Here is a 23253-nt window from a genome sequence, read left to right on the forward strand (position 1 = left end):
GTTCGAGCCCGGAATGCAGAAGGCCCGCCATTGGCGGGCCTTCTGCGCTGCGGTGAAGCGGCGGTCAATCGCGGTAGGCCGCCTCCTTGAGGGCGCGGATGCGCTCGTCCAGCGGAGGGTGGCTGGCGAAGAGCTTCTCCATCAACTTGCGGGTCTGGCCGGTGGTGATGGCGAAGGCCGTCAGGGTGTCCGGCATCTGGTCGGGCATCTGGGTCTCGGCCTTGAGCCGCGCCAGGGCGTTGATCATGGCGCCGCTGCCGGCCAGCCGGGCGCCGGCGGCGTCGGCACGGTATTCGCGGAAGCGCGAGAACCAGGCGACGATGGCCGAGGCGATCAGGCCGAAGACGATCTCGGCGACGATCACCACCGCGAAGTAGCCGAAGAAGCCCAGGCCCCCGCTGTCGTCCCGGCGCAGGAAGCTGTCCACCAGCTGGGCCACCACCCGGGCGAAGAACATCACGAAGGTGTTGAGCACCCCCTGGATCAGGGCCAGGGTGACCATGTCGCCGTTGGCCACGTGGCCGATCTCGTGGGCCAGCACCGCACGGATCTCCTCCGGGCGCATGCGGTTGAGCAGGCCGGCGGAGACCGCCACCAGGGCGTCGTCCTTGTTCCAGCCGGTGGCGAAGGCGTTGGATTGCTGGGCGGGGAAGATGCCCACCTCCGGCGTCTTGATGCCGGCATCCCGGGCCAGTTCGGCCACGGTATCCAGCAGCCACTTCTCGCTGCTGTTGGACGGCTGCTCGATGATCACCGTGCCGGTGGTGCGCTTGGCCATCCACTTGGAGATGAACAGCGACACCATCGAGCCGGCCATGCCGAAGATGAAGCAGAAGATCAGCAGGGCATTGAAGTTGATCCCTTGGGCAGTGAGGTAGGGTTCCACGCCGAGCAGGCGCAGGGTGATGCTGGCCACCAGGATCACCGCCAGGTTGGTGCCCAGGAAGAGCAGGATTCTCATCATTGCCGGAGGTCTCCCGTCGGGGTTGTCGCGCAATGGCCGCACCGGCGAGGTGCGGCGTGAACAAGCAGATGCTTAGATACGGGCTTTTGCGCCGGGTTTCAAGCGTGACGTGATCTATTGGCGATAGCGTGACAGGAAGCGGGCGAAGCGATCCAGGGCATCCTCGAGCTGGTCGGCCCAGGGCAGGGTGACGATGCGCACATGGTCCGGGTCCGGCCAGTTGAAGGCGGTTCCCTGGACCAGCAGGATCTTCTCCTGGAGCAGCAGGTCCAGCACCAGCTGCTGGTCATCCTCGATATTGAACACCTTGGGGTCGAGCCGCGGGAAGGCGTAGAGCGCCCCCTTGGGCTTGACGCAGGACACGCCGGGAATGGCGTTGAGCTTGTCGTAGGTGATGTCGCGCTGCGCCAGCAGTCGACCACCGGGCAGGATCAGGTCGTTGATCGACTGATAGCCGCCCAGTGCGGTCTGGATGGCATGCTGGGCCGGCACGTTGGCGCACAGGCGCATCGAGGCCAGCATGTTGATGCCCTGCAGGAAGTCCTCCGCCCTCTGCTTGGCGATGTTGCCCGAGAAGGTCATCCAGCCACTGCGGAAACCGGCGCAGCGATAGCTCTTGGACAGCCCGTTCATGGTCACCACCAGCTGATCCTCGGCGGCCAGCGAGCCGGTGGCCACATGTTCGGTGCCGTCGTAGAGGATCTTGTCGTAGATCTCGTCGGAGAACACCACCAGGTCGTGTTCGCGGGCGATATCGAGCAGCTCGCGGACCACTGCCGGCGGATAGACGGCACCGGTGGGGTTGTTGGGATTGATGATGACGATGGCCCGGGTGTGGCCGGTGACCTTCTCGCGGATATCGGCCAGGTCCGGGGCCCAGTCGGCCTGCTCGTCGCACAGGTAGTGCACGGCACGCCCGCCAGACAGGTTGGCGGCGGCGGTCCACAGCGGGTAGTCCGGTGCCGGGATCAGCACCTCGTCACCATCGTTGAGCAGCGCCTGCATGGCCATCACGATCAGCTCGGAGACACCGTTGCCGATGAAGATGTCCTCGATGCCCACCCCGGGGATCGCCTTGCGCTGGCATTCCTGCATGATCGCCTTGCGCGCCGAGTACAGCCCCTTGGAGTCGCAGTAGCCCTGGGCGGTGGGCAGGTTGTGCATCACGTCCTGGAGGATCTCCTCCGGCGCCTCGAAGCCGAACGGCGCGGGGTTGCCGATGTTCAGCTTGAGGATGCGCTGGCCTTCTTCTTCCAGCCGCTTGGCGTGGTCGAGCACCGGGCCGCGGATGTCGTAGCAGACGTTGTCGAGCTTGTGCGATTTCCTGAGGGGGGCTGTATCCATGGGTCGGGTCCAGTGGTGTCCAGGTGCCGCTTGGGCGGCGGGTATCGGGGTGGGGCTAATAACGGTCGGCGGCGGTGTCGCCGCCGACCTCGGTGGCGTCCTCGGCCGGGATGTCGGCCGGGGTCTCGAGGGTAAGTCGGCCGAGCTTGCCGTCGCGCAACTCGTGGAGCAGTACCTCGGCGCCACGATGCAGGTCCACCTCGCCGCCGGCGCGCAGGCCGCCGCGCTTGCCGGCGATGGTGGTCAGGATGGCATGACCGTCGAAGCCGGCCAGCGCCAGCAGGTCGGGTCGGGCGTCGCCGTCCGCGTCGACCCGGTCGGCATCGGGGTTCGGTTGGTAGGCCGGCAGTTCCTTGAGCCTGTAGCGGGCGGCGAGTGCCTCGGGGTAGCGCCGGGCCAGCTCGGCGGCGGCCACCACCGCCACGTCCACATAGTCGATGGCGGTGTCGCGGATGGCACCGCTGGCGGCCAGGCGGTAGGCGCTGGCCTGGTCCTCGATCTTCGGCCATAGCACCCCGGGAGTGTCGATCAGGGCCACCTGGCCGGCGATGCGGACCTTCTGCTGGCGCTTGGTGACGGCCGGCTCGTTGCCGGTCTTGGCGATGGTGCGCCCGGCCAGGCCGTTGATCAGCGTGGACTTGCCCACGTTGGGAATGCCCATGACCATCACCCGAACATCCCGGTCGGCGCGCACCTGGCCGGCCAGGTCGTGGCACAGCCCGGGAATGCGCTTGAGGTCCCGGGCGTTGGTGGTGGTCACCGCCAGGGCCCGGGTGTCGGGCTGGGCGTCGAAGTGTGTCGTCCATTCCCGGGTGCGCGCGGGGTCGGCCAGGTCGGCGCGGGAGAGGATCTTGAGCACCGGCTTGTGGCGCGTGAGGCTCGCCAGCATGGGGTTGGCGCTGGAGTAGGGCAGGCGGGCATCGAGCACCTCGATCACCACGTCGATCTCCGGCAGCGCCTCGAGGATCTGGCGGCGCGCCTTGTTCATGTGTCCCGGGTACCAGCCGAGCATCGGTCCTCTCCTGCTTGCCATGTGAAACGGCCGACCATCATAGCAGATGGCCGGCCGTCTCAGGGCAGGGCGGCGCCTACTCGCCGGCGTGGAAATCGATGGCCACCGAATTGATGCAATAGCGCTGGCCGGTGGTCTCCTGTGGCCCGTCGGGGAAGACGTGGCCGAGGTGGGCATTGCAGCGGGCACAGATGATCTCGGTGCGCTGCATGCCATGGCTGCCGTCGGGCTGTTGCTCGACGCAGCCCGAGGAGAGGGGGCGGTCGAAACTCGGCCAGCCGCAGCCGGCATCGAACTTGTGCTCGTTCTCGAACAGCGGTGCATGGCAACACACGCAGTGGTAGATGCCGTGTTCCTCGGTGACCTGGTAGTCACCGGAGAAGGGCCGCTCGGTGCCCTTCTCCCGGGTCACGTGGTATTGCTCGGGGGTGAGCTGTTCGCGCCACTCGGCGTCGCTCTTCTCGATCTTCCTTCGCATGGCCTGTCTCCTCGTCACGGTGGAGCCTGCACCCTCATTGTGACATCCAGGGTAGGCATTTTTTCCACCCCGCTTTGCCAACGCTCAACGGCCGGTGAGCCCCTCCCGGAGGGGCGGGCTTGACACCTTCGGGGGCGGTGCGTAATATGCGCGCCATCTCGACGAGGCGAGCAACTGTGTCCCATTCGTCTAGTGGTCCAGGACACCGCCCTTTCACGGCGGGAACAGGGGTTCGAACCCCCTATGGGACGCCACTCGACTCATCAAGATACCGGAGTGCGGGAATAGCTCAGTGGTAGAGCATCGCCTTGCCAAGGCGAGGGTCGCGAGTTCGAATCTCGTTTCCCGCTCCAATGCGTCCCATTCGTCTAGTGGTCCAGGACACCGCCCTTTCACGGCGGGAACAGGGGTTCGAACCCCCTATGGGACGCCACCTTCCGGTGGTTTGACAATGCGAGACCTGCGGGAATAGCTCAGTGGTAGAGCATCGCCTTGCCAAGGCGAGGGTCGCGAGTTCGAATCTCGTTTCCCGCTCCAACCTTCCTTCGGGAGGCTGGTCAGGAGTCAAGGGCCTGCGAGGGTCGCGAGCTAGTACACCAGTCCGCTGGAGTGCCAGCCCAGTCGAATCACGCTGCCGCTCCAATGCGTCCCATTCGTCTAGTGGCCTAGGACACCGCCCTTTCACGGCGGGAACAGGGGTTCGAACCCCCTATGGGACGCCACTTCGCACTGTCGACATCACCACATGTAGAGCGGGAATAGCTCAGTGGTAGAGCATCGCCTTGCCAAGGCGAGGGTCGCGAGTTCGAATCTCGTTTCCCGCTCCATTCTGTTTTTTGATGTACTCTTGATGGCCAAGGCTCGCGTCACGAGCCGGAGCGCCGGTCCGATCGATCTCGTTTCCCGCTCCATTCTCTTATGTAGCAATGATTGACAAGCCAAGGCTCGGGTCACGATCCGGTGTGCCGGCCCAGTCGAATCTCGTTTCCCGCTCCATTCTGTTTTTTGATGTACTCTTGATGGCCAAGGCTCGCGTCACGAGCCGGAGCGCCGGTCCGATCGATCTCGTTTCCCGCTCCATTCTGTTTTTTTGATGTACTCTTGATGGCCAAGGCTCGCGTCACGAGCCGGGGTGCCGGCCCAGTCGAATCTCGTTTCCCGCTCCATTCTCTTATGTAGCAATGATCGACAAGCCAAGGCTCGGGTCACGATCCGGAGTGCCGGTCCGGTGGAAGGCCGCCCCATCGATCTCGTTTCCCGTTCCACTCCTGTCTCTCTTTTCGGCTTCTCCGGTCGCATCGGCGATGCGCTCTGCCTCCGCTCGGTGTCGTCGCCGTGCGCCATCGTCCGCTCGTGGCGCCTGCCAACTTGAACCGATGACGATATGCCCCCATGTTGTGGGGCTTCGACGACATTCACCCAGCTTCCACAGGATCGCTCATGGCCGAACCGGCGCTGTCCATTCGTGGCCTGACCAAGGTCTATGGCAATGGCTTCCATGCCCTCAAGGGGATCGATCTCGATGTCGCCCGGGGCGACTTCTACGCCCTGCTGGGCCCCAATGGGGCGGGAAAGTCGACCACCCTGGGCGTGGTCTGCTCCCTGGTGCAAAAGACCGCCGGCAAGGTCTCGATCTTCGGTATCGATATCGACACCGACTTCGCCCGCGCCAAGTACCACCTCGGCGTGGTGCCCCAGGAGTTCAACTTCAACCAGTTCGAGAAGGTCATCGACATCATCATGGCCCAGGCCGGTTACTACGGCATGTCGCGTCGCGAGGCGCTGCCGCGGGCCGAGCAGCTGCTCCGCGACCTGGGCCTGTGGGACAAGCGCAACGGCAGCGCGCGGATGCTCTCCGGCGGCATGAAGCGCCGGCTGATGATCGCCCGGGCGCTGATCCACCGCCCGAAACTGCTGATCCTCGACGAGCCCACCGCCGGGGTCGACATCGAACTCAGGCGCAGCATGTGGGAGTACATGCGCCGCATCAACCGCGAGGAGGGCACCACCATCATCCTCACCACCCACTACCTCGAGGAAGCCGAGAGCCTGTGCCGCCACGTCGGCATCATCAATCACGGCAAGATCATCCGTGACACCAGCGTCCGGGAGTTGCTCGCCGAACTAAATACCGAGACCTTCCTGCTCGACCTGGCCCATCCGGTCGAGGCGCCTCCCGAGGTGGCGGGCTTCGAGGTCAGGCAGGTCGACGATGCCCAGCTGGCGGTGGTGATCCACCGCGGCCAGCGCCTCAACGACGTCTTCGAGAGCCTGGGCGAGCAGGGCATCGAGGTGATGTCGATGCGCAACCGCGCCAACCGCCTCGAGGAGATGTTCGTCTCCATGGTCGAAGGCAGCCAGGGCGCTCTGGACCAGAACCAGGAGGTTCGCGCATGAATCCCATGCAGATCGCCATCGCGCTCTGGACCCTGGTGGTCAAGGAGATCAAGCGCTTCACGCGGATCTGGCCGCAGACCCTGCTGCCGCCGTCGATCACCATGACCATGTACTTCATCATCTTCGGCAACCTGATCGGCTCGCGTATCGGCGAGATGGACGGCTACAGCTACATGGACTTCATCGTCCCCGGGCTGATCATGATGTCGGTGATCACCAACAGCTACTCCAACGTGGCCTCCAGCTTCTTCTCCAACAAGTTCCAGCGCAGCGTCGAGGAGATGATGGTCTCGCCGATGCCCAACTGGGTGATCCTCTCCGGCTTCGTGCTCGGCGGCATGGCCCGCGGGCTAGGGGTCGGGGTGATCGTCACCATCGTCTCGCTGTTCTTCACTCGCCTCGAGGTGGTCCATCCGCTGCTCACCCTGGGGGTGGTGGTGCTGACCGCGGCGCTGTTCGCCATCGGCGGCTTCATCAACGCCCTGCTCGGCAAGAAGTTCGACGACATCTCCATCGTGCCGACCTTCGTGCTGACGCCGCTGACCTACCTGGGCGGGGTGTTCTACTCGATCTCGCTGCTGCCGGCCTTCTGGCAGGGCGCCTCGATGCTCAACCCCATCCTCTACATGGTCAACGTCTTCCGCTACGGCTTCCTGGGGGTCTCCGACATCCCGGTGGGCTGGGCGCTGGCCGCCATCCTGGGCTTCATTGTGGTACTCTTTACCGTCGCCCTGTGGATGCTCGAGAACGGCAAGGGCATCAGGAGCTAACGCATGTCGCACCACCGTCCCGACACCCTCGCCCATGCCCCCTTGGGGCGAGAGTCCGCCTATCCCGAGCACTATGATGCGGGACTGCTGTATCCCATCGAGCGGGCCGCCAATCGGGCGCCGCTGGGCATCGAGGAGGGCGCCTTGCCCTTCGTCGGCGAGGACGAATGGCACGCCTTCGAACTCTCCTGGCTCAATGCCCGCGGCAAGCCCATCGTCGCCGTGGCCCGCTTCCGGCTGCCGGCGGACTCGCCGCGGCTCATCGAGTCCAAGTCCTGGAAGCTCTACCTCAACGGCTTCAACCAGACGCGCTTCGCCTCGCGGGATGAGGTGGTGGCGATCCTCGAGCGAGATCTCGCCCGCGCCGCGGGGACCGCCGTGAGCGTGGAACTGTTCGGCGTGGACGACGAGGCGCTCGCGCCACGACGCTTGCCCGGCGAGTGCCTCGACGATCGTGACATCGCGGTCGACGACTATACCCCCAGCGCCGAGCATCTCGGGGTGGGCGAGGAGGTCGTCGAGGAGACCCTGTATTCGCATCTGCTCAAGTCCAACTGTCCGGTGACCGGCCAGCCCGACTGGGGCAGCGTGCTGATCCGCTATAAGGGGCCGCGCCTGGACCGTGACGGCCTGCTGCGCTACCTGATCGGCTATCGCCAGCACCAGGACTTCCACGAGCACTGCGTCGAGCATATCTTCATGGACCTGATGGCCCGGGCCCGTCCCGAGCGGCTGCTGGTGCTGGCGCGCTACGTGCGCCGGGGCGGGCTCGACATCAGCCCCTGGCGGGGCACGCCGGGTGAACGGCCGCCATTGCCGCTGCGCCTGGCACGACAGTGACCGCGTCGCTTGGTAGAGTGACGAGAACTCTTCTCGTTTGAACCTCGCAAGGAGACCACAATGGATGCGATGACGCTGCTGCATGAACGCAGCTCCATGGGCAAGCTGATGGGCCCGCCGCCGACGTCCGAGCAGCGGGAGGCGATGTACTGCGCCGCCCTGAGGGCCCCGGATCACAAGGAGCTGCGGCCGTGGCGCTTCATCGAGTTCTCCGGCGAGGGGCTCGACCGCCTCGGCGAGCTGTTCGCCGAGGCCGAGTTCCGCGAGGACCCGCATGCCGAGGACGTGGTGCTCGACGCGGCGCGCAAGAAACCCAAGCGGGCGCCGATGATCATCGCCGTGATCGCCAAGGTGACCGCGGACGAGCCCAAGGTGCCCCGGGTGGAACAAGTCATCTCCGCCGGCTGTGCCGCCCATGGCATCCTGCTCGCCGCTCATGCCCAGGGCCTCGGCGCCATGTGGCGCACCGGCAAGTACGCCTTCGACCCCACCGTGCGCAAGGGGCTCGGTCTCGGTGAGGAGGACGAGCTGGTGGCCTTCCTCTACCTGGGACAGCTGGGCGGGCGTCACCGGCCGCTGCCCGAGCACGACATCGACGACTTCGTGGAACGCTGGGACTGAGCATGCGCGAGATCGGCATTCCCCACCCGCGGCTGCCGCTGCCGCCGGCGGGCGAGGCAGACGAGCCGGCGACCTTCCTCGCCTGGCTCGGCGAGGCCATCCCCATGGTCGAGCATCTGGGCATCGAGGCGATGCGCCGCGACGGCGACACCCTCGAATGGCGGCTGGCGCTGGCGCCGAGCCTCAACGACAAGGGCACCGGCTTCGGCGGGGCACTCACTGCCCAGACCACCCTGCTCGGCTGGTGCTGGACCACGCTCTGGCTGCGTCGACACGGCTACGACCGGGACGTGGTGGTGGCAGAGGCGGGCCAGCGCTTCCTGGCGCCGGTGACCGGCGACTACCGCCTGGTCTGCTTGCCGGAGGCCGAGGAGGGCATCGAGCGGCTTGCCGAGCGCCTGGAGAGCCGTGGAAAGGGACGCATCGCCCTGGTGCAGCAACTGTGGTGGGGCGACACCCTCTGCCTCGAGGCCCGCGGCGACTACGCGGTGCTGCCGGCCAGGTGAGGGCGCTTCCCGCGGCACTGCCCGTACCTGACGATACGGCGAAAAGCCGAAAACCGGCTTGCATTCGCGGACTTAAGCCGATAGTATACGCCCCGTTCTTGAGCAAAAGGCCACGCGCCAGAGCCTCGGGAATGACAATGCGGAGGGGTGTCCGAGTGGTCGAAGGAGCACGCCTGGAAAGTGTGTAAGTCGAAAGGCTTCGAGGGTTCGAATCCCTCCCCCTCCGCCACAGAATATTGAAAAAGCCGCTGAGATCAGCGGCTTTTTTTTATGGCTCTTCAAAGCGGGTTCCCCAGATGAATTCACAATGGGGGACCTGTCCTGTCACTCCGCCAGCACTGGCAATCCTGCTGCCGGCTCTCGTACTCGCTGACTCCGAAGCCTGAATAACGTTGCATAGGTATCTCCTCGAGGGGCCTGCCGGGGGCCGGCGGGAACGGGCTCACGCGGTGGCAGTGCCGGTCTGCTCGGCGACGGCCTTGGCATAGACGGGGTGGCGGTCGCACAGCTCGGCGACCTTGCCACGCACCTCGGACTCGACCTCGGTGGTGTCGGTCTCGGCGGCCAGGGCGTCGAGGATGTCGCAGATCCAGCCGGCCAGGGTCTCGCAGTCGGCCTGGTCGAAGCCGCGGGTGGTCACCGCCGGGGTGCCGATGCGCAGGCCCGAGGTCACGAAAGGGCTCTGGGGGTCATTGGGCACGGCGTTCTTGTTGACGGTGATATGCGCCCGGCCCAGGGCGGCATCGGCGTCCTTGCCGGTCACGCCCTGCTTGATCAGCGAGACCAGGAAGAGGTGGTCGTCGGTGCCGCCGGAGACCACGTCGAAGCCGCGCTCGACGAAGACCTTCGCCATGGCCCGGGCGTTGTCGATGACCTGGGCCTGGTAGCGCCCGAAGTCCTGGCTCATGGCCTCGCGGAAGGCCACCGCCTTGGCGGCGATGACGTGCATCAGCGGGCCGCCCTGCTGGCCCGGGAAGACCGCGCCGTTGAGCTTCCTGTAGAGCGCCTCGTCGCCGCTGGCGGAGAGGATCAGGCCGCCGCGGGGACCGCGCAGGGTCTTGTGGGTGGTGGTGGTCACCACATGGGCGTGGGGCAGCGGGCTCGGGTAGTGGCCGGCCGCGACCAGGCCGGCGACATGCGCCATGTCGACCATCAGCCAGGCGCCGATCTCATTGGCAATGCGCCGGAATCGGGACCAGTCCACCACGCGCGCGTAGGCCGAAAAGCCGGCAATGATCAGCTTGGGCTTGTGGCCGCGCGCCAGGCGCTCGACCTCGTCATAGTCGATCTCGCCGGTGTCCGGGTTCAGGCCATACTGCACGGCGTGGTAGTACTTGCCAGAGAAGTTCGGCGCCGCCCCGTGGGTCAGATGGCCGCCGTGGGCCAGGCTCATGCCCAGCACGGTGTCGCCGGGCTTCACCAAGGCCATGAAGGCCGCGGCATTGGCCTGAGCGCCGGAGTGGGGCTGGACGTTGGCGTAGTCGGCCCCGAACAGGTCGCAGGCGCGGTCGATGGCCAGCTGCTCGACCACATCGACGTGCTCACAACCGCCGTAGTAGCGCCTACCCGGATAGCCCTCGGCGTACTTGTTGGTCAGCTGTGTGCCTTGAGCCTGCATTACGGCGGGGCTGGCATAGTTCTCGGAGGCGATCAGCTCGATATGCGCTTCCTGACGCGTGACCTCGTCGGCGATGGCGGCGGCGAGTTGGGCATCGAAGCTGGAAAGGGAGGAAGGGTTCATGGAAGACTCCTTTGTTGTTGGTTCCTAGGAAAGTCCCTTGCCAGCAATCTATTTTCGACGGGTGATCAAGACCAATTAGAAGAACAAATGTCAGGATAAGGTAAGCGATACGGGAGGGTTGATAAGGGTACGCCACAAGGTGAGGATGGTAGGTATACCCGCTCAAAAAGCTTGGAGGTGTGGAAGTAAGATACGTGAGTCGGCTGAATTGATATCGAAGCGTAGCTTGTCACTGATACCATGCTAAATGGGTCAGGAAGTTTGACGGTGAATTTGAGTTAAGACTCGGATGACATTGCAAGAAGGGGGCGGCGCCGAAGGTGAAAATGTCCAGCCCGATACCCATGAGGGTGTGCTTGACATTCCTTTCTGGAAGGCACTAGTGCCAAGTGCCGCAATCACGCTCGTCATGAGAGTCCTCTGAACTGCCTCAGTATGGCGTCATCGATAGGGACATGGGGAGGCATCGAAAGTCCCGATACCTGGAGTCTTGCTGCGAAAGGCTGACCTGTATTCAACAGAAGTCGCCAGTAGTTTGACTGAGCGAAAGATAGCTCAATAAATTCCATTTATATAGTGGTTGTTTCTGTGGTTTTCAGGATAAATGGTAGAATAATTCGATAGCGTGCTACTCAGGAGAATGGTGTTTAAATTTTATTTTAGAAAAAATGAATTATTATGACGTGTCGCGAGTGGCGGGTGTGTTTTACGTGCATGATCCGCGTAAATTTGTATAATCAATGGTCTAATCAGAGATCGAAATGGCTGACCGATGACAAACATACCCACCGATTTGCTGCGGACCTTCGTCACAATAAAGGACCTGGGGGGCTTCACCAGCGCAGGTGAACTCCTTGGCCGGTCGCAGCCGGCCATCAGCCTTCAGGTCAAGAAGCTGGAAGAAATCCTCGATACCAAGATCTTCCTGAGGGGGGCTAGCCTGGAACTGACCGAGGATGGGGAGTTCCTTTATGAAGCCGCTCGACAGATGCTGGAGATAAATGACCAGATCATCGCCAAGATCAGGGGAGACAATATCTCCGGAAAGGTCAGGCTCGGCATACCCAATGATTTCGAGCTGGCGTTCCTTCCCAAGGCACTGAGGAATCTCTCGCGTGTCTACCCCAACATCATCGTGGAAGTCGACTGTGAGATCAGCAAGGTCATACTCCAGCGCTATCAGAAAGGACATTACGACATCGCCCTGGCCATGGAGCGTGTCAAACAGGATGAGGACAGGGACACTCGCGACTATCGTCTGGAAAGCCTGGAGTGGGTCTACAAGGAAAGCCGGCTCATGGATGAGCAAGACGAGCCAATACCGCTAATCGCCTATCCGCAGGGATGTGTCTACCGCTCTATCATGGAAGAATATCTGAAGGGGCAGCAACATCCTTACCGCTTCATGTATACGAGCACCAGTTTGCTGGGTATCTTCTCTGCGGTGGAGGAGGGGCTCGGGATCACGGCAATGGCGAAGTCTGTTGTTCCAGATCACTTGAAGCATGCCGCCAGTACCAGAAGACTCCCGGAACTCGAAAGGGTCTGTATTGGGCTGCATTATAAGGAGCGTGAGCTCAATATCGCATCGCGCCACGTTCTCGACTTCTTACGCACGGGTCTAGCTAACATGTAAGGTGCAAAGACTAGGGCTTAAGGACACTGCCATCCATCATGGATGGCAGTGCCCGTTACCGGTTCAACTGAATGTGGTGGCAATCTTCTCGATGCACTCATCGAGAATCCATTCGCCTTTCTCGGCAGTTGCCTTCGACGGTGATGAGAGTGTGCCCGATTCGGGAACCCAGGAGGGATCCGGCGGGAAGACGTCATACGGAGGAAACTCCGCTGGTGGAATATCGACCGCTCTTGACATGTCTACCAGCTCGGGATGGATCTTAAGCATTATGGACGTCTCGAGAACGCCCCCATGCTCGACGGCCCAGCCCGAGAAACCCTCGGGAAAGACTTTATCGACGGTGGCCTCGCTGATGAAGTCCCAGTAGGAGAGAAGAATCACCTTGACCTCCTTCCCTGATAGCCTTGCCTGCTTCACGACGCGATCTGCCGCCTCGACGAGGCACATGGAGTTCTCGAAGTGCCCATTGATCAGGATGAACTCCCGATTTCCATGCTCGGCAAAGGCCAGGATAATGTCATAGACATACTCCTCCAGTGAGCGACTGCTGACACAGGTCGTGCCCGGGAAGAAATTTCCACCCCCTGACTTCACCTGTGACTTGTAGCCGTAGGCGATCGGTGGCGCCACCAGCATTCCCCCCGCGCGCTCCGCCACCTGACAGGCGATATGCTGGGGAATCAGCACATCCGGATTTAGCGACATATGCAGCCCATGCTGCTCGATGGCGCCCACGGGGATCAGAATCCTGGACTGGCCGTTCTCGACAAGCTCCCGATATGACATCCAGTCCAGATTTTCAATCTTCACGCTCATTTTCACCCCCCCTGAGAGGATTGCTGCGGCTTAAGGCCAAGTTTTTTTTCCTGGCTGACCGCCTTGTAGATCGAGAAGGCCATCATCACCATGATGATCGAGAACGGCAGTGCGGCCAGGATGGCGGCCGTTTGAAGTGTCGTGAGCGCCCAAGCGCCTCCCGCCACCAGCAGCACCGCCGCAATGACCCCTTCGATGATGCCCCACATCAGCCGGTGACGAGAGAGGGGATGCGGATCGCCTTCGCTGAGGATGGTGGTGACCACCAGGGTGCCGGAGTCGGATGAGGTAATGAAGTAGGTCGAGACCAGCACGGTACCGAGCACACCTGCGATAAGCCCTATGATGCCGGAGTCGATCGCCTCGAATGTGGCATAGAGTGCCAGTGAGACATCGTTGGCCACCATGCCCGTGATACCGCCACCCCCGAAGAGCTCCACGAAAATGGCAGAGCCACCATAGGCCGACAGCCAGACAAAGGAGAGGATTGAGGAAACCCCGACCACACCGAAGATAAACTCTCGAATCGTACGACCGCGTGAGACCCTGGCCACGAAGACACCGACGAAGGGCGCCCAGGACATCCACCAGCCCCAGTAGAAGATGGTCCACCAGCCCTGCCATACGTCTTTCCAGGAGCCACCTCCATTGCTGGCCACCTCATTCGCGCCAGCGTAGAAGCTCAACGGAATCAGGTGAACGAAGTAGTCGCCGATGGAATCCAGGAAATTGTTGATGATATACCGAGTTGGGCCGAACACCAGGAAGAAGCCAAGTATGATAAAGGTCAACCACATATTGGCTTCAGAGAGGTACTTTATCCCTCTCTTGAGCCCTGTCAGAACGGAAATCAAGGCAAGTACGGTAATGGCCGCGATAAGCACCATCTGGACGTTCACGGAAATCGGAACATCCCACACAAAGTTAAGGCCAGAATTGATTTGCTGAACACCAAGCCCAAGAGAGGTGGCGATACCAAAGAGGGTGGCGAAGAGCGCAATGATATCGATGAGGTTGCCAATCCAGCCATTGACCTTCTCCCCCAGGATCGGGTAAAGCGTGTGCCGAATGCTCAAGGGTTTACCGTAGCGGTATGCCATCAGGGCGAGAGACAGCGCCACGATACAGTAGATACCCCAGGCATTGAGCCCCCAATGGAAATACGCCAGACGCATCGCGACTGTGGCGGCTTCCGGTGAGTTCGTGGCGTCAGAGAATGGTGTCCCCTGAGAAAGGTGCATCATCGGCTCGGCAATGGACCAGAAAATGATGCCGATCCCTTGTCCGGCGGCATATAGCATGGCAAACCACGCAAAATAGCCGAACTCCGGCCTTTCATCATCCTTGCCTAACCTCAGCTTTCCATAAGGGCTGATTGCCAAACCAATCAGAAAGAAAAGAAAAACTGCTGCCAACGCCACATACCACCAGTTGAAATAGTAGGTGATGTAGCTTCTACCAATATCTGTCGCTGCCGTAAGTCCCTCTGGAAAGAATACTGCCGCCGCAATCACCAACCCTATGATCACGAGGGTGAGTGACGCCACAAGGGGGTTGATACCTCTAAATGGCCCTGAGTGTAGAATCATTGTTATTCACCTCGGTGCTTGGACAAAAAAGGGGGCGTCGGCCCCCTTTCCCGTGTGTTGTTATTTGATGATATTGTGCTCCGGTCCGTACGGGAAGCCGGTGATATTCTCGGCCCCGTGCTCGTTCACTACAAGGATGTCGTGTTCGCGGTAGCCACCGGCCCCGGGACGTCCTTCCGGCACCATGATCATCGGCTCCATCGAGACGACCATGTTGGGTTCGAGAACGGTCTCGATGTCCTCACGCAGCTCGAGGCCCGCCTCGCGGCCATAGTAGTGGCTCAGGGTGCCGAAGGAGTGGCCATAGCCGAAGGTGCGGTACTTGAGCAGGTCATGCCTGGCGAAGATCTCGTTGAGCTCGTGAGCGATATCGCAGCAGCGCGCGCCGGGCTTGATCAGCTGCTGGCCACGCTCGTGGACCTCGCAGTTGGCCTGCCAGAGGCGCAGGTGCTCATCGGAGGCATGCTCGCAAAACAGGGTACGCTCCAACGCGGTGTAGTAGCCGGAGATCATCGGGAAGGTGTTGAGGCTCAGGATATCGCCGGCCTGCACACGGCGGCTGGTCACCGGGTTGTGGGCACCGTCGGTGTTGATGCCGGACTGGAACCAGACCCAGGTGTCCATCAGCTCGCTGTTCGGGTAGGTCTTGGCGATCTCGCGGACCATCGCGCGCTGACCGGCCAGGGCGACCTCGTACTCCGGCACGCCGGCGGCGATGGCATCGCGCACCGCGACACCGCCCACGTCGGCCACCCGCGCGCCCTGGCGGATCAGGGCGATCTCCTCGGCGGACTTGATCATGCGCATCTGCATGGTGGGCACGCCGGTGTCGACCAGTTCCACATCCCCCAGGGCGTCGAGCAGCTTGCGCTGGTTCTGCAGGGTCAGGTGATCGAACTCGACGCCGACGCGCTGCTTGCCCTCGCAGAGCTGCTTGACAGCCTTGAAGAAGTTGTCCTTCTGCCAGTCGGTATAGACGATGTTGTCGCCCAGCCGGTTGCGGCGATAGGGCTGACCGCCATCGATATTGGCCGTCACGGTGGTGAAGGAGTCCTGGGTGACGACCAGGCCATAGTCGCGGCCGAACTTGCAATAGACGAAGTCGCTGAAGTAGTTGATGTTGTGATACGAGGTCAGCACCACGGCCTCGACGCCCTCGGCTGCCATGTGACTGCGCAGGCGATCGAGACGGCGCTGCATCTCGGTATCTGAGAAGGTGGGGACGACCTTGTCGCCGTTGGGGATTTCGATGAGTGAAGGCAGTTGCATCTTGTTCTCCTGGCTTTTATCAAGCGACTTCAAGGGTTGAATGGGCGCCGATCTTTATTCGCACAGCAGCCCCGCTTGACGATATGTCTTTCTCTGAAAATTCGAAAAGAGCGACCTGGTAACGTTGTTCAAGGATCTTTATTAGTCTGCAGATGTGGTTGAAGTCCTCGCTGTCATAGGTGAATTTAAATCCCAGGAGCCTCACTCCGTAAAGGTTGATGGCATAGCAGTGTTCAATCTTTCCGATCAGTGCGATGTCTTTTTTATGCCTCCGGGCATCAGCTCGTCAGCCGTCGAGTTTCTTGTCCTGAAGATGAGTTTCAATATTCGCATGTGGGTTTTCTCCCTCGCTTGTAGAGAGACTATCGGCAGCTTGAGGGTTGTGAGCAAATTACTTGTCCAAATGTGCTCATTGTGGGGTCAAATGTCTCTTGATTTCAGCTAGATACCTCTTGTCTCCGATGTGGTTTCTGGAGATGTCGAGACCGAAGCACATGGCTCCACGCGTGGTGTGTCATGCTGCATTTCGCCGGGGTTCTGGCTGGCTATTCCTGATGGAACCGCAGGCGGCTGCAGCTATCCCCGGTGCCTGTTGTAAATCTCATGATGGGGTGGACTCAGCAAGGAGTGACACGCCAGGCTTGGAGGAGGAGGGGACTACCTCATAGCAGGATGTGGTCGTGTAACCATTTCCAGTGGGCGCATGCTGGCGGTCCTCCCGGGAGGGAGGACCGCGGTGGCCGGAGACGGCGCACGTGACGTCAGGTCAGGTAGGCGAGCGCTCCGGCCGCCATGGCCTCGATGCCGGTGCGCAGGGTCACGGAGTTGCCCGGGAAGTAATACGGCGAGTGGGGCATCTCCAGGCGCCGCATCTTCTCCGCTACGCTCTGGCCGGGGGTGTCCTCCCAGCGCTCCTCGGGGGTGGCGCCGATGAACCAGTAGACGTAGGGAATATCCTCGCCACCGAAGCCGCCCGCCTCGGCGTTGCCGAAGTAGGGGAAGTCCTCGCTGCCGTTCAGCCGGGGCATGTCGTACAGATTGGCCTCGCCGAAGTGCTCGTCGTGGGCCTGGCGGACTTGTGCCACCGCCGCTGGGTCGTTGTGCAGGGCGATGGTCTCGTTGAGCACGCGAAATTCCGGCGGCCTGGGCGTGCGGCCGGCCTCGCACTCGGCACGCACGATGCGCTCGATCGCGCCCACCACCTCCCGATGGAGGGTGTCGTCGAAGCTGCGGATATTGATCTCGAGCTCTGCCGTATGGGGAATGATGTTGGCCTGGGTGCCGGCGTGCAGCTTGCCGACGGTCACGACCACGGTCTGTTCTGGCGGGACCTCCCGGGCGACGATGGTTTGCAGGCGGGTGACCACATGGGCGGCGATCACCACCGGGTCCACGGCCTGAGCGGGCATGGAACCGTGGCCGCCTGCGCCGTGAATCGTCACGGCCAGGTTGGTGCACGCGGCCATGGCGCTGCCGGCGATATGGCCCACCGTGCCGGCCAGAGCCGGCATGTTGTGCTGGCCAAGGATCACATCCGGCCGAGCGAAACGGGTATAGAGGCCGTCCTCGAGCATGGCCTTGGCGCCGCCGAAGATTTCCTCGGCGGGCTGGCAGATCAGCATCAGGGTCCCCTGCCAGCGCGCCTTGAGCCCGGCCATCACGGCGGCGGCCCCCACTACGCAGCTGCTGTGCAGGTCATGGCCGCAGGCATGCATCAGCGGCACCATCCCGCTCTCGGTCTCCGCCGTCCGCGTGCTGGCGAACTCCAGGCCGGTGTCTTCCTTGATCGGCAGGGCGTCCATGTCGCCGCGCAGCATCACCGTGGGACCGTCGCCGTTGCGCAGCAGGGCGACCACGCCGGTGCCGCCCACGCCGCGGGTCACCTCGAAGCCCAGTGTCTCCAAGGCCGTGGCGAGTCGCTTGCTGGTCTCGTGCTCCTCGAAGGGCAGCTCGGGATGCTGATGAATCTGGCGGTACAGCGCCTGGACGTCCTCGAAGGTCGCCTCCACCTGGGCGCGGATGGCACCCTTGAGATCCGGCATGTCGGTTTGCGTCGTCATCGTGGTCTCCCGGGGCTTAGTGGCTGTTGCGGGTCTGGGGCTGGCTGTCCTGCGTGACGCGACTGACACGCTGGCAGACGGCCACGACGATGACGTTGAGCAGCATCGCCCAGACGCCGGCATGCCAGCCCAGCGGTGAGCTCCACATGAACTCCATCAGCAGGAAGGCCAGGCTGCCGACCAGCGCGCCGAGCATGACGCTGGTGCGGCGCAACTGCGGCATGAACAGCGCGCCGATCACCATCGGGAACAGCTGGATGATCACCCCGTAGGCGGTGAGCAGGATCAGCACCAGCGAGCCGGGGTTGAGCAGCGCGATCAGGTAAGCCGCCAGCGACAGGCCCAGCACGCTCCAGCGCGTGACGCTTACCGTGCTCTTTTCGCTGGCGTCCTTCATCACGGTGGGGCCCATCACATCGCGCACCAGCACGATGGCCGCGGTGTGGGCCAGGTTGGCCCCGGTGGACATGGCCGCCGCCAGGGCGCCAGAGAGCATCAGGCCGATCACCCAGGGCGAGAAGTTGGCCACCTCCATCACCATCTTCAGCAGCACGGTGTCGGCCCGCTCCAGCGGCGAGTCGGCGAAGGCCAGGATGCCGGCGAAGCCGATGAACAGCAGCGGCACCAGCAGGTAGGCATAGAGCGGATAGAAGACACTGACCTTGCGCAGGGTCCTGCCGCTGTCAGCCGAATAGAATTTCATGAACAGGTGCGGCCACATGGCGCCGCCGAAGGCACTGACCAGCACCGCGGTACTGAAGTAGCCCCAGCCCATGCCGGTGGCCCCGGGCATGGTCAGATACTCGGGCGCCTGCTGCTGGAGCTGGGCGAACATCTCGCCCACGCCGCCATAGAGGCGCTCGGAGATGGCCAGCCCCAGGAACCAGGCGATGGCGATCATCATCACGCCCTGTACCAGGTTGGTCCAGCCGATACCGCTCAGGCCGCTGCAGAACACGTAGGCCGCCACCACCACGAAGGCCAGCAGGCCGCCCAGCCAGAAAGGCACCATGCCGTCGGTCGCGGCCTGGAACAGCAGGCCGGCGCCGGCGATCTGGATGGTCAGGTAGGGCACCAGGGCCACCACGCCGATGATGCCGGCCAGCATGCCGAGCGGCTTGCTCCGGTAGTGATCGGCGATCATGTCGCCCTGGGTGAGGTAGCCCCGCTCGCGGCCCAGTTTGGCCACCCGCGGGCCCAGCGCCCAGATGGTGATCGGCACCAGCGACAGGTAGGCGAGGATATAGAAGGCCGGCGCACCGTGCTGATAGGCCCAGCCGGGGGTGCCAAGGAAGGCGAAGGCGGAGAAGATCTCGGCGCCGAGGATGAAGAACAGGATCACCACGCCCACGTGACGGCCGCCGGCCACGTAACCTTCCAGGCTGGAACTCGACTGGCCGCGGGCGCGCAGGCCCACCACCAGTACCATCACCAGGTAGACGAGCGTAATACCAACGATGATCGCGGAATCACTCATGGCGGTCACCTCCGTGACGGACGACGAAGGCGACCCACATGCCGGCGAAGAGCACCAGCATCCACAGGGCGTACCAGAAGAGCAGGAAGGGCAGGCCCAGCACGGTGGGCTCGATGCGGTTGGCGATCAGGGCGCCGGGCCAGATCATGGCCAGGGTACACACCGCAAAGTGCAGCCCCGTCAGTAGGTGATAGGTCTTGTTCATGGGGATCGTCCAGCTCGCCGAGGGCGAGTCTTGTTATGGATTGTCGTCTCACTATGGAACAGATCTTTCGATACCAATAATATGGGTTTTGGATATGACCCATATATTCTCAGCATGGCAATGTGGTGTGCCATCGACGATACTGGCCGAACCTGGATCCGGGAGGGGCGTCGGTGCCATCATGGAATTTCGACAGCTGGAGTACTTCGTGGCGGTCGTGGAGACCGGCTCCATTTCCGCGGCCAGCCGCCGGGTCCACGTCGCCCAGCCGGCGCTCACGCGCCAGATGCGGCTGCTGGAAGACGACGTGGGCACCCGGCTGTTCGAGCGCCATGCCCGAGGCGTTCGGCTCACGGTGGCCGGTCGTGCGCTCTACGAGGAGGCCATCCAGCTGCTCGATGACCGGGCGCAAATCAAGGCGCGCCTCACGGCGCTGGGCAGTGGCCTAAGTGGCAAGCTGAGCCTCGGGATCACCGTGACCCATCTCTGGGTGCCCGAGGTCGCCCAACTGATGGGGCACTATCGGACGCGCTACCCCGGCGTCGCCTTCGAGGTCTTTCCGCTGCTCTCGGGACCGCAGCTGGAGCGGCTCAGGGAAGGCACGCTGGATGCCGGGATCCTCTATCTCGATGGCCCCGACCACCCCGGATTGGAAACGCAGTTGCTGCAGCATGATCATCTGATCCTGGCGGTGCCGGAGCGCTCGCCATGGGCGTCAATGCCGCCGTCAAGCCTGGACGAGCTCAAGGAGGCCGACTTCGTCTGGGGCTTTCGCAGTGCCTCTCCGGTTTACTACGATCGCATGTTGGCGCACTTCCAGCGTCTGGGTTTCTCGCCTCGCGTCGTCCAGTACGGGGCGGATAACATCACCATCCTGAGCATGGTCGCGGCGGGCCTGGGGATCGCCATCGTGCCCTCGGCCAGCAGCGCCCACCCCATGCCCGGCATCCGCTTCATGCGCCTCCCCGAACTCGACCGCTGTGACATGCCGCTATGGATGGCCTGGCGGTCGAGCAACGACTCGCCGGCGCTCCACAACCTGATTGGCCAGGTCGACGAGGTGTTCGGGTGAGTGGTGTTTCAGTGCTTGGGCGATCCCACCACTCCGGTCATCCAGTCGCTTCGTGGCATGCTCTGGATATCCTCCAGCCTGCGGTACCGTTGCCACATGGAAGGGGGCGCTGGCGACCACTATCTTCCGCGAGGGTGATGCTCGGGAGGATGAGACGCTGCCATCCGACGGATAGGGAGCGGTCGGCATGCGTGTTGGGTGGAGAAGCGTTGCGGTACTGTGTGCAGCACCAGACAGTGATTCGGAGAAGAAGCCGGCATAATTTGCACCAATTGGACATTTAGGCTGCGAGGCAGTAGGGTACGCCTCCCTCGGGCCGTACCGCTGTGCCTCACAGGTCCGACACCATCCCGCAACGGGATACGTTGATCTCGCTACCACGATGACAGGTTCACCGGCACATTCGACTGTATAACGCCGGCGTCATCGCTAGAGAGGAAATCCATGTCGCCCCATTACGCCGATCAGGGCCGCTGCATGCCGCGCCGCCCGCCACCGTTCCATCCCTTCCAGGGCTAACGTCGACCGACGACGTTTCGCGCCTCTGCCGTCACGACGGCCGACACCGCGCGCGCCATTTCCCCGGGTTCGAGCTTCCTAGCCGTCCGGGAGGACTGGGTCGTGCTTGTTCTCCGTGCCATCACGGCGGCTTTTCACCGCGCCCTACGCACGCCGGCGAGGGCTGGTGCGTGTGGCGCGCTTCCGTTCCACCCACCGAGGGATTGCCCTTGAACAACGCATCACTCCATCAATTCTCGACCCTGACGGTCATCCTGTTGATGCTTGCCTTCTATGGCGGCACCTACCTGATGACGCTCGGCATTCGCAAGAAGAAAGAGGATGCCGACGCCTTCATGGTGTCCAACCACCGCGTCGGCTTCGGCATCGGCGCGGCCAGCATGACCGCCACCTGGATCTGGGCAGCTTCCTTCTACGCCGCCGCCACCTCCGGCTACACCTACGGTGTCTCGGGCCCGATCCACTATGGGCTGTGGGGGGCACTGATGATCCTGTTCATCTATCCTTTCGGACGCCGCTTCCGCAAGCTGGCTCCCAATGCCCACACCCTGGGCGAGCTGATCCATGCCCGTCACGGTGCCTCCAGCCAGCTGATCCTGGCGCTGTCGAATCTGCTGGGCAGCATCATCAGCTTGATGGTGAATTTCACCGCCGCCGGGGCCCTCGTCTCGGTGCTCTCGCCGCTCTCCTTCCAGGTCGGGGTGATCTTCGCCGGTGTCGGTGTGCTGCTCTATACCCTGTGGTCGGGCTTCCGCGCCTCGGTGCTGACCGACTTCGCCCAGCTGGTGGCGCTGATGGCCATCGCCGTGGTGATCATTCCCGCGGTCTTCTTCGCCATGGGGGGGCCGAGCGAGCTGGTGGCAGGCCTCGACAACCTGACCGCCGAGCAGGCCGACTTCTTCTCCGTCGACGCCATCCTCAACCAGGGCGCGCCGTTCTTCGTCGCCGTGCTGGCCTATGCCATCGGCAACCAGACCATTTCCCAGCGGCTGTTCGCGGTCAACGAGGACCACATCAAGCCGACCTTCCTGACCGCCACCGTGGGCTACGGTGCCATCGTCATCGGCCTGGGCATGATCGGGCTGATGGCACTGACGCTGGGCATCGAGCCGCTGAACGGCGACATGAACAACCTGATCCCGCAGATGGTATCGGGCTACCTGCCGCCGCTGTTCATCGCGTTGTTCTTCATCCTGGTGATCGGCTCGCTGTCCTCCACCGCCGACTCCGATCTCTCGGCGTTGTCGGCGATCATGATGGCCGATGTCTACGGCAAGAACATCGCCCGCGGCAAGGCCGACCCCCAGCGCATGCTGCTGGTGGGCCGGTTGACCATGATCATCGCCACCGCGGTCGGCATCGTCTTCGCCAGCTTCTCGCTGGACATCCTGGTGATGCTGGTGTTCGTCGGCGCGCTGTGGGGCGCCATCGTCTTCCCGGTGATCGCCAGCTGCTTCTGGAGCCGGGTCACCAACGCCGCCTTCACCACTTCGGTGATCGTCGCCATGGTGACGTTCTGCCTGGCCCGCTTCGAGTGGCTGCCCCTGACCGGCGTCATCGGCCTGGGCTTCGAGGTCCTGGCCAGCATCGGCGGCGGGACCATCATCGGTCTGATGGTGTTCGGCTTTCTCGGCCGCACCGCGGGCTTCATCGCCGGTGTGCTGGCGCTCGTGGCGATGCTGGTCTTCGCCACCGACTTCCTGCGTGACTACACCGTCCTGCTGGCCTCGTTGACCGCCTATGGCACCAGCACCCTGGTATGCGTGGTGATGAGTCTGGCCAGCCGTGAGCGCTTCGACTTCGACTGCATTCGCGAGCGCGTCGGCGACTACGACGATCACCTCGCCGACGAGGAATCGGACGAGGCGACCGGCGATCTCGCCCCGGCGCCTCTCGCCACGCAGCACTGATCCACTTCCCTGTCACCGTGGCGC

The 23253-nt window shown here is 62.9% G+C and carries 19 protein-coding genes and 7 tRNA genes; 15 read left to right on the forward strand and 11 right to left on the reverse strand.

Going from position 1 to position 23253, the window contains the following annotated elements; genetic code table 11:
• Nucleotides 1-64: 64 nt before the first annotated feature.
• The 4 genes from htpX to msrB form a co-directional block, all read right to left on the reverse strand.
• The gene (gene htpX / locus FHR97_RS00990; protein ID WP_183381911.1) at nucleotides 65-964 is read right to left on the reverse strand and encodes a protease HtpX; all 900 of its coding nucleotides are present in this window, start codon (nucleotides 962-964) and stop codon (nucleotides 65-67) included.
• A 114-nt stretch (nucleotides 965-1078) separates the two neighbouring features.
• Nucleotides 1079-2308: a pyridoxal phosphate-dependent aminotransferase gene (locus tag FHR97_RS00995; RefSeq protein WP_183381912.1), complete on the reverse strand. Its 1230-nt coding sequence runs from the start codon at nucleotides 2306-2308 to the stop codon at nucleotides 1079-1081.
• A gap of 55 nt (nucleotides 2309-2363) precedes the next feature.
• Complete coding sequence (gene ylqF / locus FHR97_RS01000) at nucleotides 2364-3320, reverse strand: ribosome biogenesis GTPase YlqF (protein ID WP_183381913.1); 957 nt, start codon at nucleotides 3318-3320, stop codon at nucleotides 2364-2366.
• Between the two features lie 76 nt (nucleotides 3321-3396).
• Nucleotides 3397-3798, reverse strand: a complete 402-nt coding sequence (msrB, locus tag FHR97_RS01005; protein WP_183381914.1) for a peptide-methionine (R)-S-oxide reductase MsrB — start codon at nucleotides 3796-3798, stop codon at nucleotides 3397-3399.
• A gap of 178 nt (nucleotides 3799-3976) precedes the next feature.
• Here msrB and FHR97_RS01010 point away from each other — a divergent pair.
• The 12 genes from FHR97_RS01010 (at nucleotide 3977) to FHR97_RS01065 (ending at nucleotide 9161) form a co-directional block, all read left to right on the forward strand.
• Nucleotides 3977-4052: transfer RNA gene (locus tag FHR97_RS01010), tRNA-Glu, on the forward strand.
• A 24-nt stretch (nucleotides 4053-4076) separates the two neighbouring features.
• Nucleotides 4077-4151, forward strand: a tRNA-Gly gene (locus FHR97_RS01015).
• Between the two features lie 4 nt (nucleotides 4152-4155).
• A tRNA-Glu gene (locus FHR97_RS01020) sits at nucleotides 4156-4231 on the forward strand.
• 29 nt (nucleotides 4232-4260) lie between these two features.
• A tRNA-Gly gene (locus FHR97_RS01025) sits at nucleotides 4261-4335 on the forward strand.
• A gap of 109 nt (nucleotides 4336-4444) precedes the next feature.
• Nucleotides 4445-4520: transfer RNA gene (locus FHR97_RS01030), tRNA-Glu, on the forward strand.
• A gap of 30 nt (nucleotides 4521-4550) precedes the next feature.
• Nucleotides 4551-4625 (forward strand) — tRNA-Gly (locus FHR97_RS01035).
• Between the two features lie 613 nt (nucleotides 4626-5238).
• Nucleotides 5239-6195 carry an ABC transporter ATP-binding protein gene (locus FHR97_RS01040; RefSeq protein WP_183381915.1) on the forward strand — a complete coding sequence of 319 codons (957 nt, stop codon included), beginning with the start codon at nucleotides 5239-5241 and terminating at the stop codon, nucleotides 6193-6195.
• Nucleotides 6192-6965 (forward strand): ABC transporter permease, encoded by a 774-nt coding sequence (locus FHR97_RS01045; protein WP_183381916.1) that lies wholly within the window; start codon nucleotides 6192-6194, stop codon nucleotides 6963-6965. The genes FHR97_RS01040 and FHR97_RS01045 overlap by 4 nt, the downstream gene beginning before the upstream one ends.
• Nucleotides 6966-6968: 3 nt before the next feature.
• Nucleotides 6969-7805, forward strand: a complete 837-nt coding sequence (gene queF / locus FHR97_RS01050; RefSeq protein ID WP_183381917.1) for an NADPH-dependent 7-cyano-7-deazaguanine reductase QueF — start codon at nucleotides 6969-6971, stop codon at nucleotides 7803-7805.
• A gap of 60 nt (nucleotides 7806-7865) precedes the next feature.
• Nucleotides 7866-8426, forward strand: coding sequence for a nitroreductase family protein (locus tag FHR97_RS01055; RefSeq protein WP_183381918.1), 561 nt, complete (start codon nucleotides 7866-7868; stop codon nucleotides 8424-8426).
• Between the two features lie 2 nt (nucleotides 8427-8428).
• Nucleotides 8429-8932: a YiiD C-terminal domain-containing protein gene (locus FHR97_RS01060; RefSeq protein ID WP_183381919.1), complete on the forward strand. Its 504-nt coding sequence runs from the start codon at nucleotides 8429-8431 to the stop codon at nucleotides 8930-8932.
• Between the two features lie 141 nt (nucleotides 8933-9073).
• A tRNA-Ser gene (locus tag FHR97_RS01065) sits at nucleotides 9074-9161 on the forward strand.
• Between the two features lie 213 nt (nucleotides 9162-9374).
• On the opposite strand, the gene glyA is transcribed toward FHR97_RS01065, so the two are convergent.
• Entirely contained in the window at nucleotides 9375-10673 is a 1299-nt protein-coding gene (glyA, locus tag FHR97_RS01070; protein WP_183381920.1) for a serine hydroxymethyltransferase, read from the reverse strand.
• A 772-nt stretch (nucleotides 10674-11445) separates the two neighbouring features.
• Between glyA and FHR97_RS01075 the strand changes: the two genes are divergently transcribed.
• Entirely contained in the window at nucleotides 11446-12309 is an 864-nt protein-coding gene (locus tag FHR97_RS01075; protein ID WP_183381921.1) for a LysR family transcriptional regulator, read from the forward strand.
• 63 nt (nucleotides 12310-12372) lie between these two features.
• On the opposite strand, the gene FHR97_RS01080 is transcribed toward FHR97_RS01075, so the two are convergent.
• From FHR97_RS01080 to FHR97_RS01105, 6 genes are all read right to left on the reverse strand, one after another.
• Nucleotides 12373-13128: a creatininase gene (locus tag FHR97_RS01080; protein ID WP_183381922.1), complete on the reverse strand. Its 756-nt coding sequence runs from the start codon at nucleotides 13126-13128 to the stop codon at nucleotides 12373-12375.
• 2 nt (nucleotides 13129-13130) lie between these two features.
• Nucleotides 13131-14675 carry a BCCT family transporter gene (locus FHR97_RS01085; RefSeq protein ID WP_343065535.1) on the reverse strand — a complete coding sequence of 515 codons (1545 nt, stop codon included), beginning with the start codon at nucleotides 14673-14675 and terminating at the stop codon, nucleotides 13131-13133.
• 102 nt (nucleotides 14676-14777) lie between these two features.
• Nucleotides 14778-15986, reverse strand: a complete 1209-nt coding sequence (locus tag FHR97_RS01090) for a M24 family metallopeptidase (protein ID WP_183381924.1) — start codon at nucleotides 15984-15986, stop codon at nucleotides 14778-14780.
• Nucleotides 15987-16747: 761 nt separating this feature from the next.
• On the reverse strand, nucleotides 16748-18046 hold the full coding sequence (locus FHR97_RS01095) for an amidohydrolase (protein ID WP_183381925.1): 1299 nt from the start codon (nucleotides 18044-18046) through the stop codon (nucleotides 16748-16750).
• 16 nt (nucleotides 18047-18062) lie between these two features.
• Nucleotides 18063-19523, reverse strand: coding sequence for a sodium:solute symporter family protein (locus FHR97_RS01100; protein WP_183381926.1), 1461 nt, complete (start codon nucleotides 19521-19523; stop codon nucleotides 18063-18065).
• Entirely contained in the window at nucleotides 19516-19728 is a 213-nt protein-coding gene (locus tag FHR97_RS01105) for a DUF3311 domain-containing protein (protein ID WP_183381927.1), read from the reverse strand. Before FHR97_RS01105 ends, FHR97_RS01100 begins: the two co-directional genes overlap by 8 nt.
• A gap of 181 nt (nucleotides 19729-19909) precedes the next feature.
• On the opposite strand from FHR97_RS01105, the gene FHR97_RS01110 reads away from it, so the two are divergent.
• Both FHR97_RS01110 and FHR97_RS01115 read left to right on the forward strand, forming a co-directional pair.
• A complete protein-coding gene (locus FHR97_RS01110) occupies nucleotides 19910-20800 on the forward strand; it encodes a LysR family transcriptional regulator (protein WP_183381928.1) in 891 nt (296 codons plus the stop codon).
• A 728-nt stretch (nucleotides 20801-21528) separates the two neighbouring features.
• Entirely contained in the window at nucleotides 21529-23229 is a 1701-nt protein-coding gene (locus FHR97_RS01115) for a sodium:solute symporter family protein (RefSeq protein WP_183381929.1), read from the forward strand.
• Nucleotides 23230-23253: the final 24 nt, after the last annotated feature.

It is taken from the genome of Halomonas stenophila, from assembly GCF_014192275.1.
In the GTDB taxonomy this organism is placed as follows: domain Bacteria; phylum Pseudomonadota; class Gammaproteobacteria; order Pseudomonadales; family Halomonadaceae; genus Halomonas; species Halomonas stenophila.

Excerpts from the sequence above, each read along its gene's own strand:
- htpX (WP_183381911.1), bottom strand. The coding sequence starts at position 964 with ATGATGAGAATCCTGCTCTTCCTGGGCACCAACCTGGCGGTGATCCTG.
- FHR97_RS00995 (WP_183381912.1), bottom strand. The coding sequence starts at position 2,308 with ATGGATACAGCCCCCCTCAGGAAATCGCACAAGCTCGACAACGTCTGC.
- ylqF (WP_183381913.1), bottom strand. The coding sequence starts at position 3,320 with ATGCTCGGCTGGTACCCGGGACACATGAACAAGGCGCGCCGCCAGATC.
- msrB (WP_183381914.1), bottom strand. The coding sequence starts at position 3,798 with ATGCGAAGGAAGATCGAGAAGAGCGACGCCGAGTGGCGCGAACAGCTC.
- FHR97_RS01040 (WP_183381915.1), top strand. The coding sequence starts at position 5,239 with ATGGCCGAACCGGCGCTGTCCATTCGTGGCCTGACCAAGGTCTATGGC.
- FHR97_RS01045 (WP_183381916.1), top strand. The coding sequence starts at position 6,192 with ATGAATCCCATGCAGATCGCCATCGCGCTCTGGACCCTGGTGGTCAAG.
- queF (WP_183381917.1), top strand. The coding sequence starts at position 6,969 with ATGTCGCACCACCGTCCCGACACCCTCGCCCATGCCCCCTTGGGGCGA.
- FHR97_RS01055 (WP_183381918.1), top strand. The coding sequence starts at position 7,866 with ATGGATGCGATGACGCTGCTGCATGAACGCAGCTCCATGGGCAAGCTG.
- FHR97_RS01060 (WP_183381919.1), top strand. The coding sequence starts at position 8,429 with ATGCGCGAGATCGGCATTCCCCACCCGCGGCTGCCGCTGCCGCCGGCG.
- glyA (WP_183381920.1), bottom strand. The coding sequence starts at position 10,673 with ATGAACCCTTCCTCCCTTTCCAGCTTCGATGCCCAACTCGCCGCCGCC.
- FHR97_RS01075 (WP_183381921.1), top strand. The coding sequence starts at position 11,446 with ATGACAAACATACCCACCGATTTGCTGCGGACCTTCGTCACAATAAAG.
- FHR97_RS01080 (WP_183381922.1), bottom strand. The coding sequence starts at position 13,128 with ATGAGCGTGAAGATTGAAAATCTGGACTGGATGTCATATCGGGAGCTT.
- FHR97_RS01090 (WP_183381924.1), bottom strand. The coding sequence starts at position 15,986 with ATGCAACTGCCTTCACTCATCGAAATCCCCAACGGCGACAAGGTCGTC.
- FHR97_RS01095 (WP_183381925.1), bottom strand. The coding sequence starts at position 18,046 with ATGACGACGCAAACCGACATGCCGGATCTCAAGGGTGCCATCCGCGCC.
- FHR97_RS01100 (WP_183381926.1), bottom strand. The coding sequence starts at position 19,523 with ATGAGTGATTCCGCGATCATCGTTGGTATTACGCTCGTCTACCTGGTG.
- FHR97_RS01105 (WP_183381927.1), bottom strand. The coding sequence starts at position 19,728 with ATGAACAAGACCTATCACCTACTGACGGGGCTGCACTTTGCGGTGTGT.
- FHR97_RS01110 (WP_183381928.1), top strand. The coding sequence starts at position 19,910 with ATGGAATTTCGACAGCTGGAGTACTTCGTGGCGGTCGTGGAGACCGGC.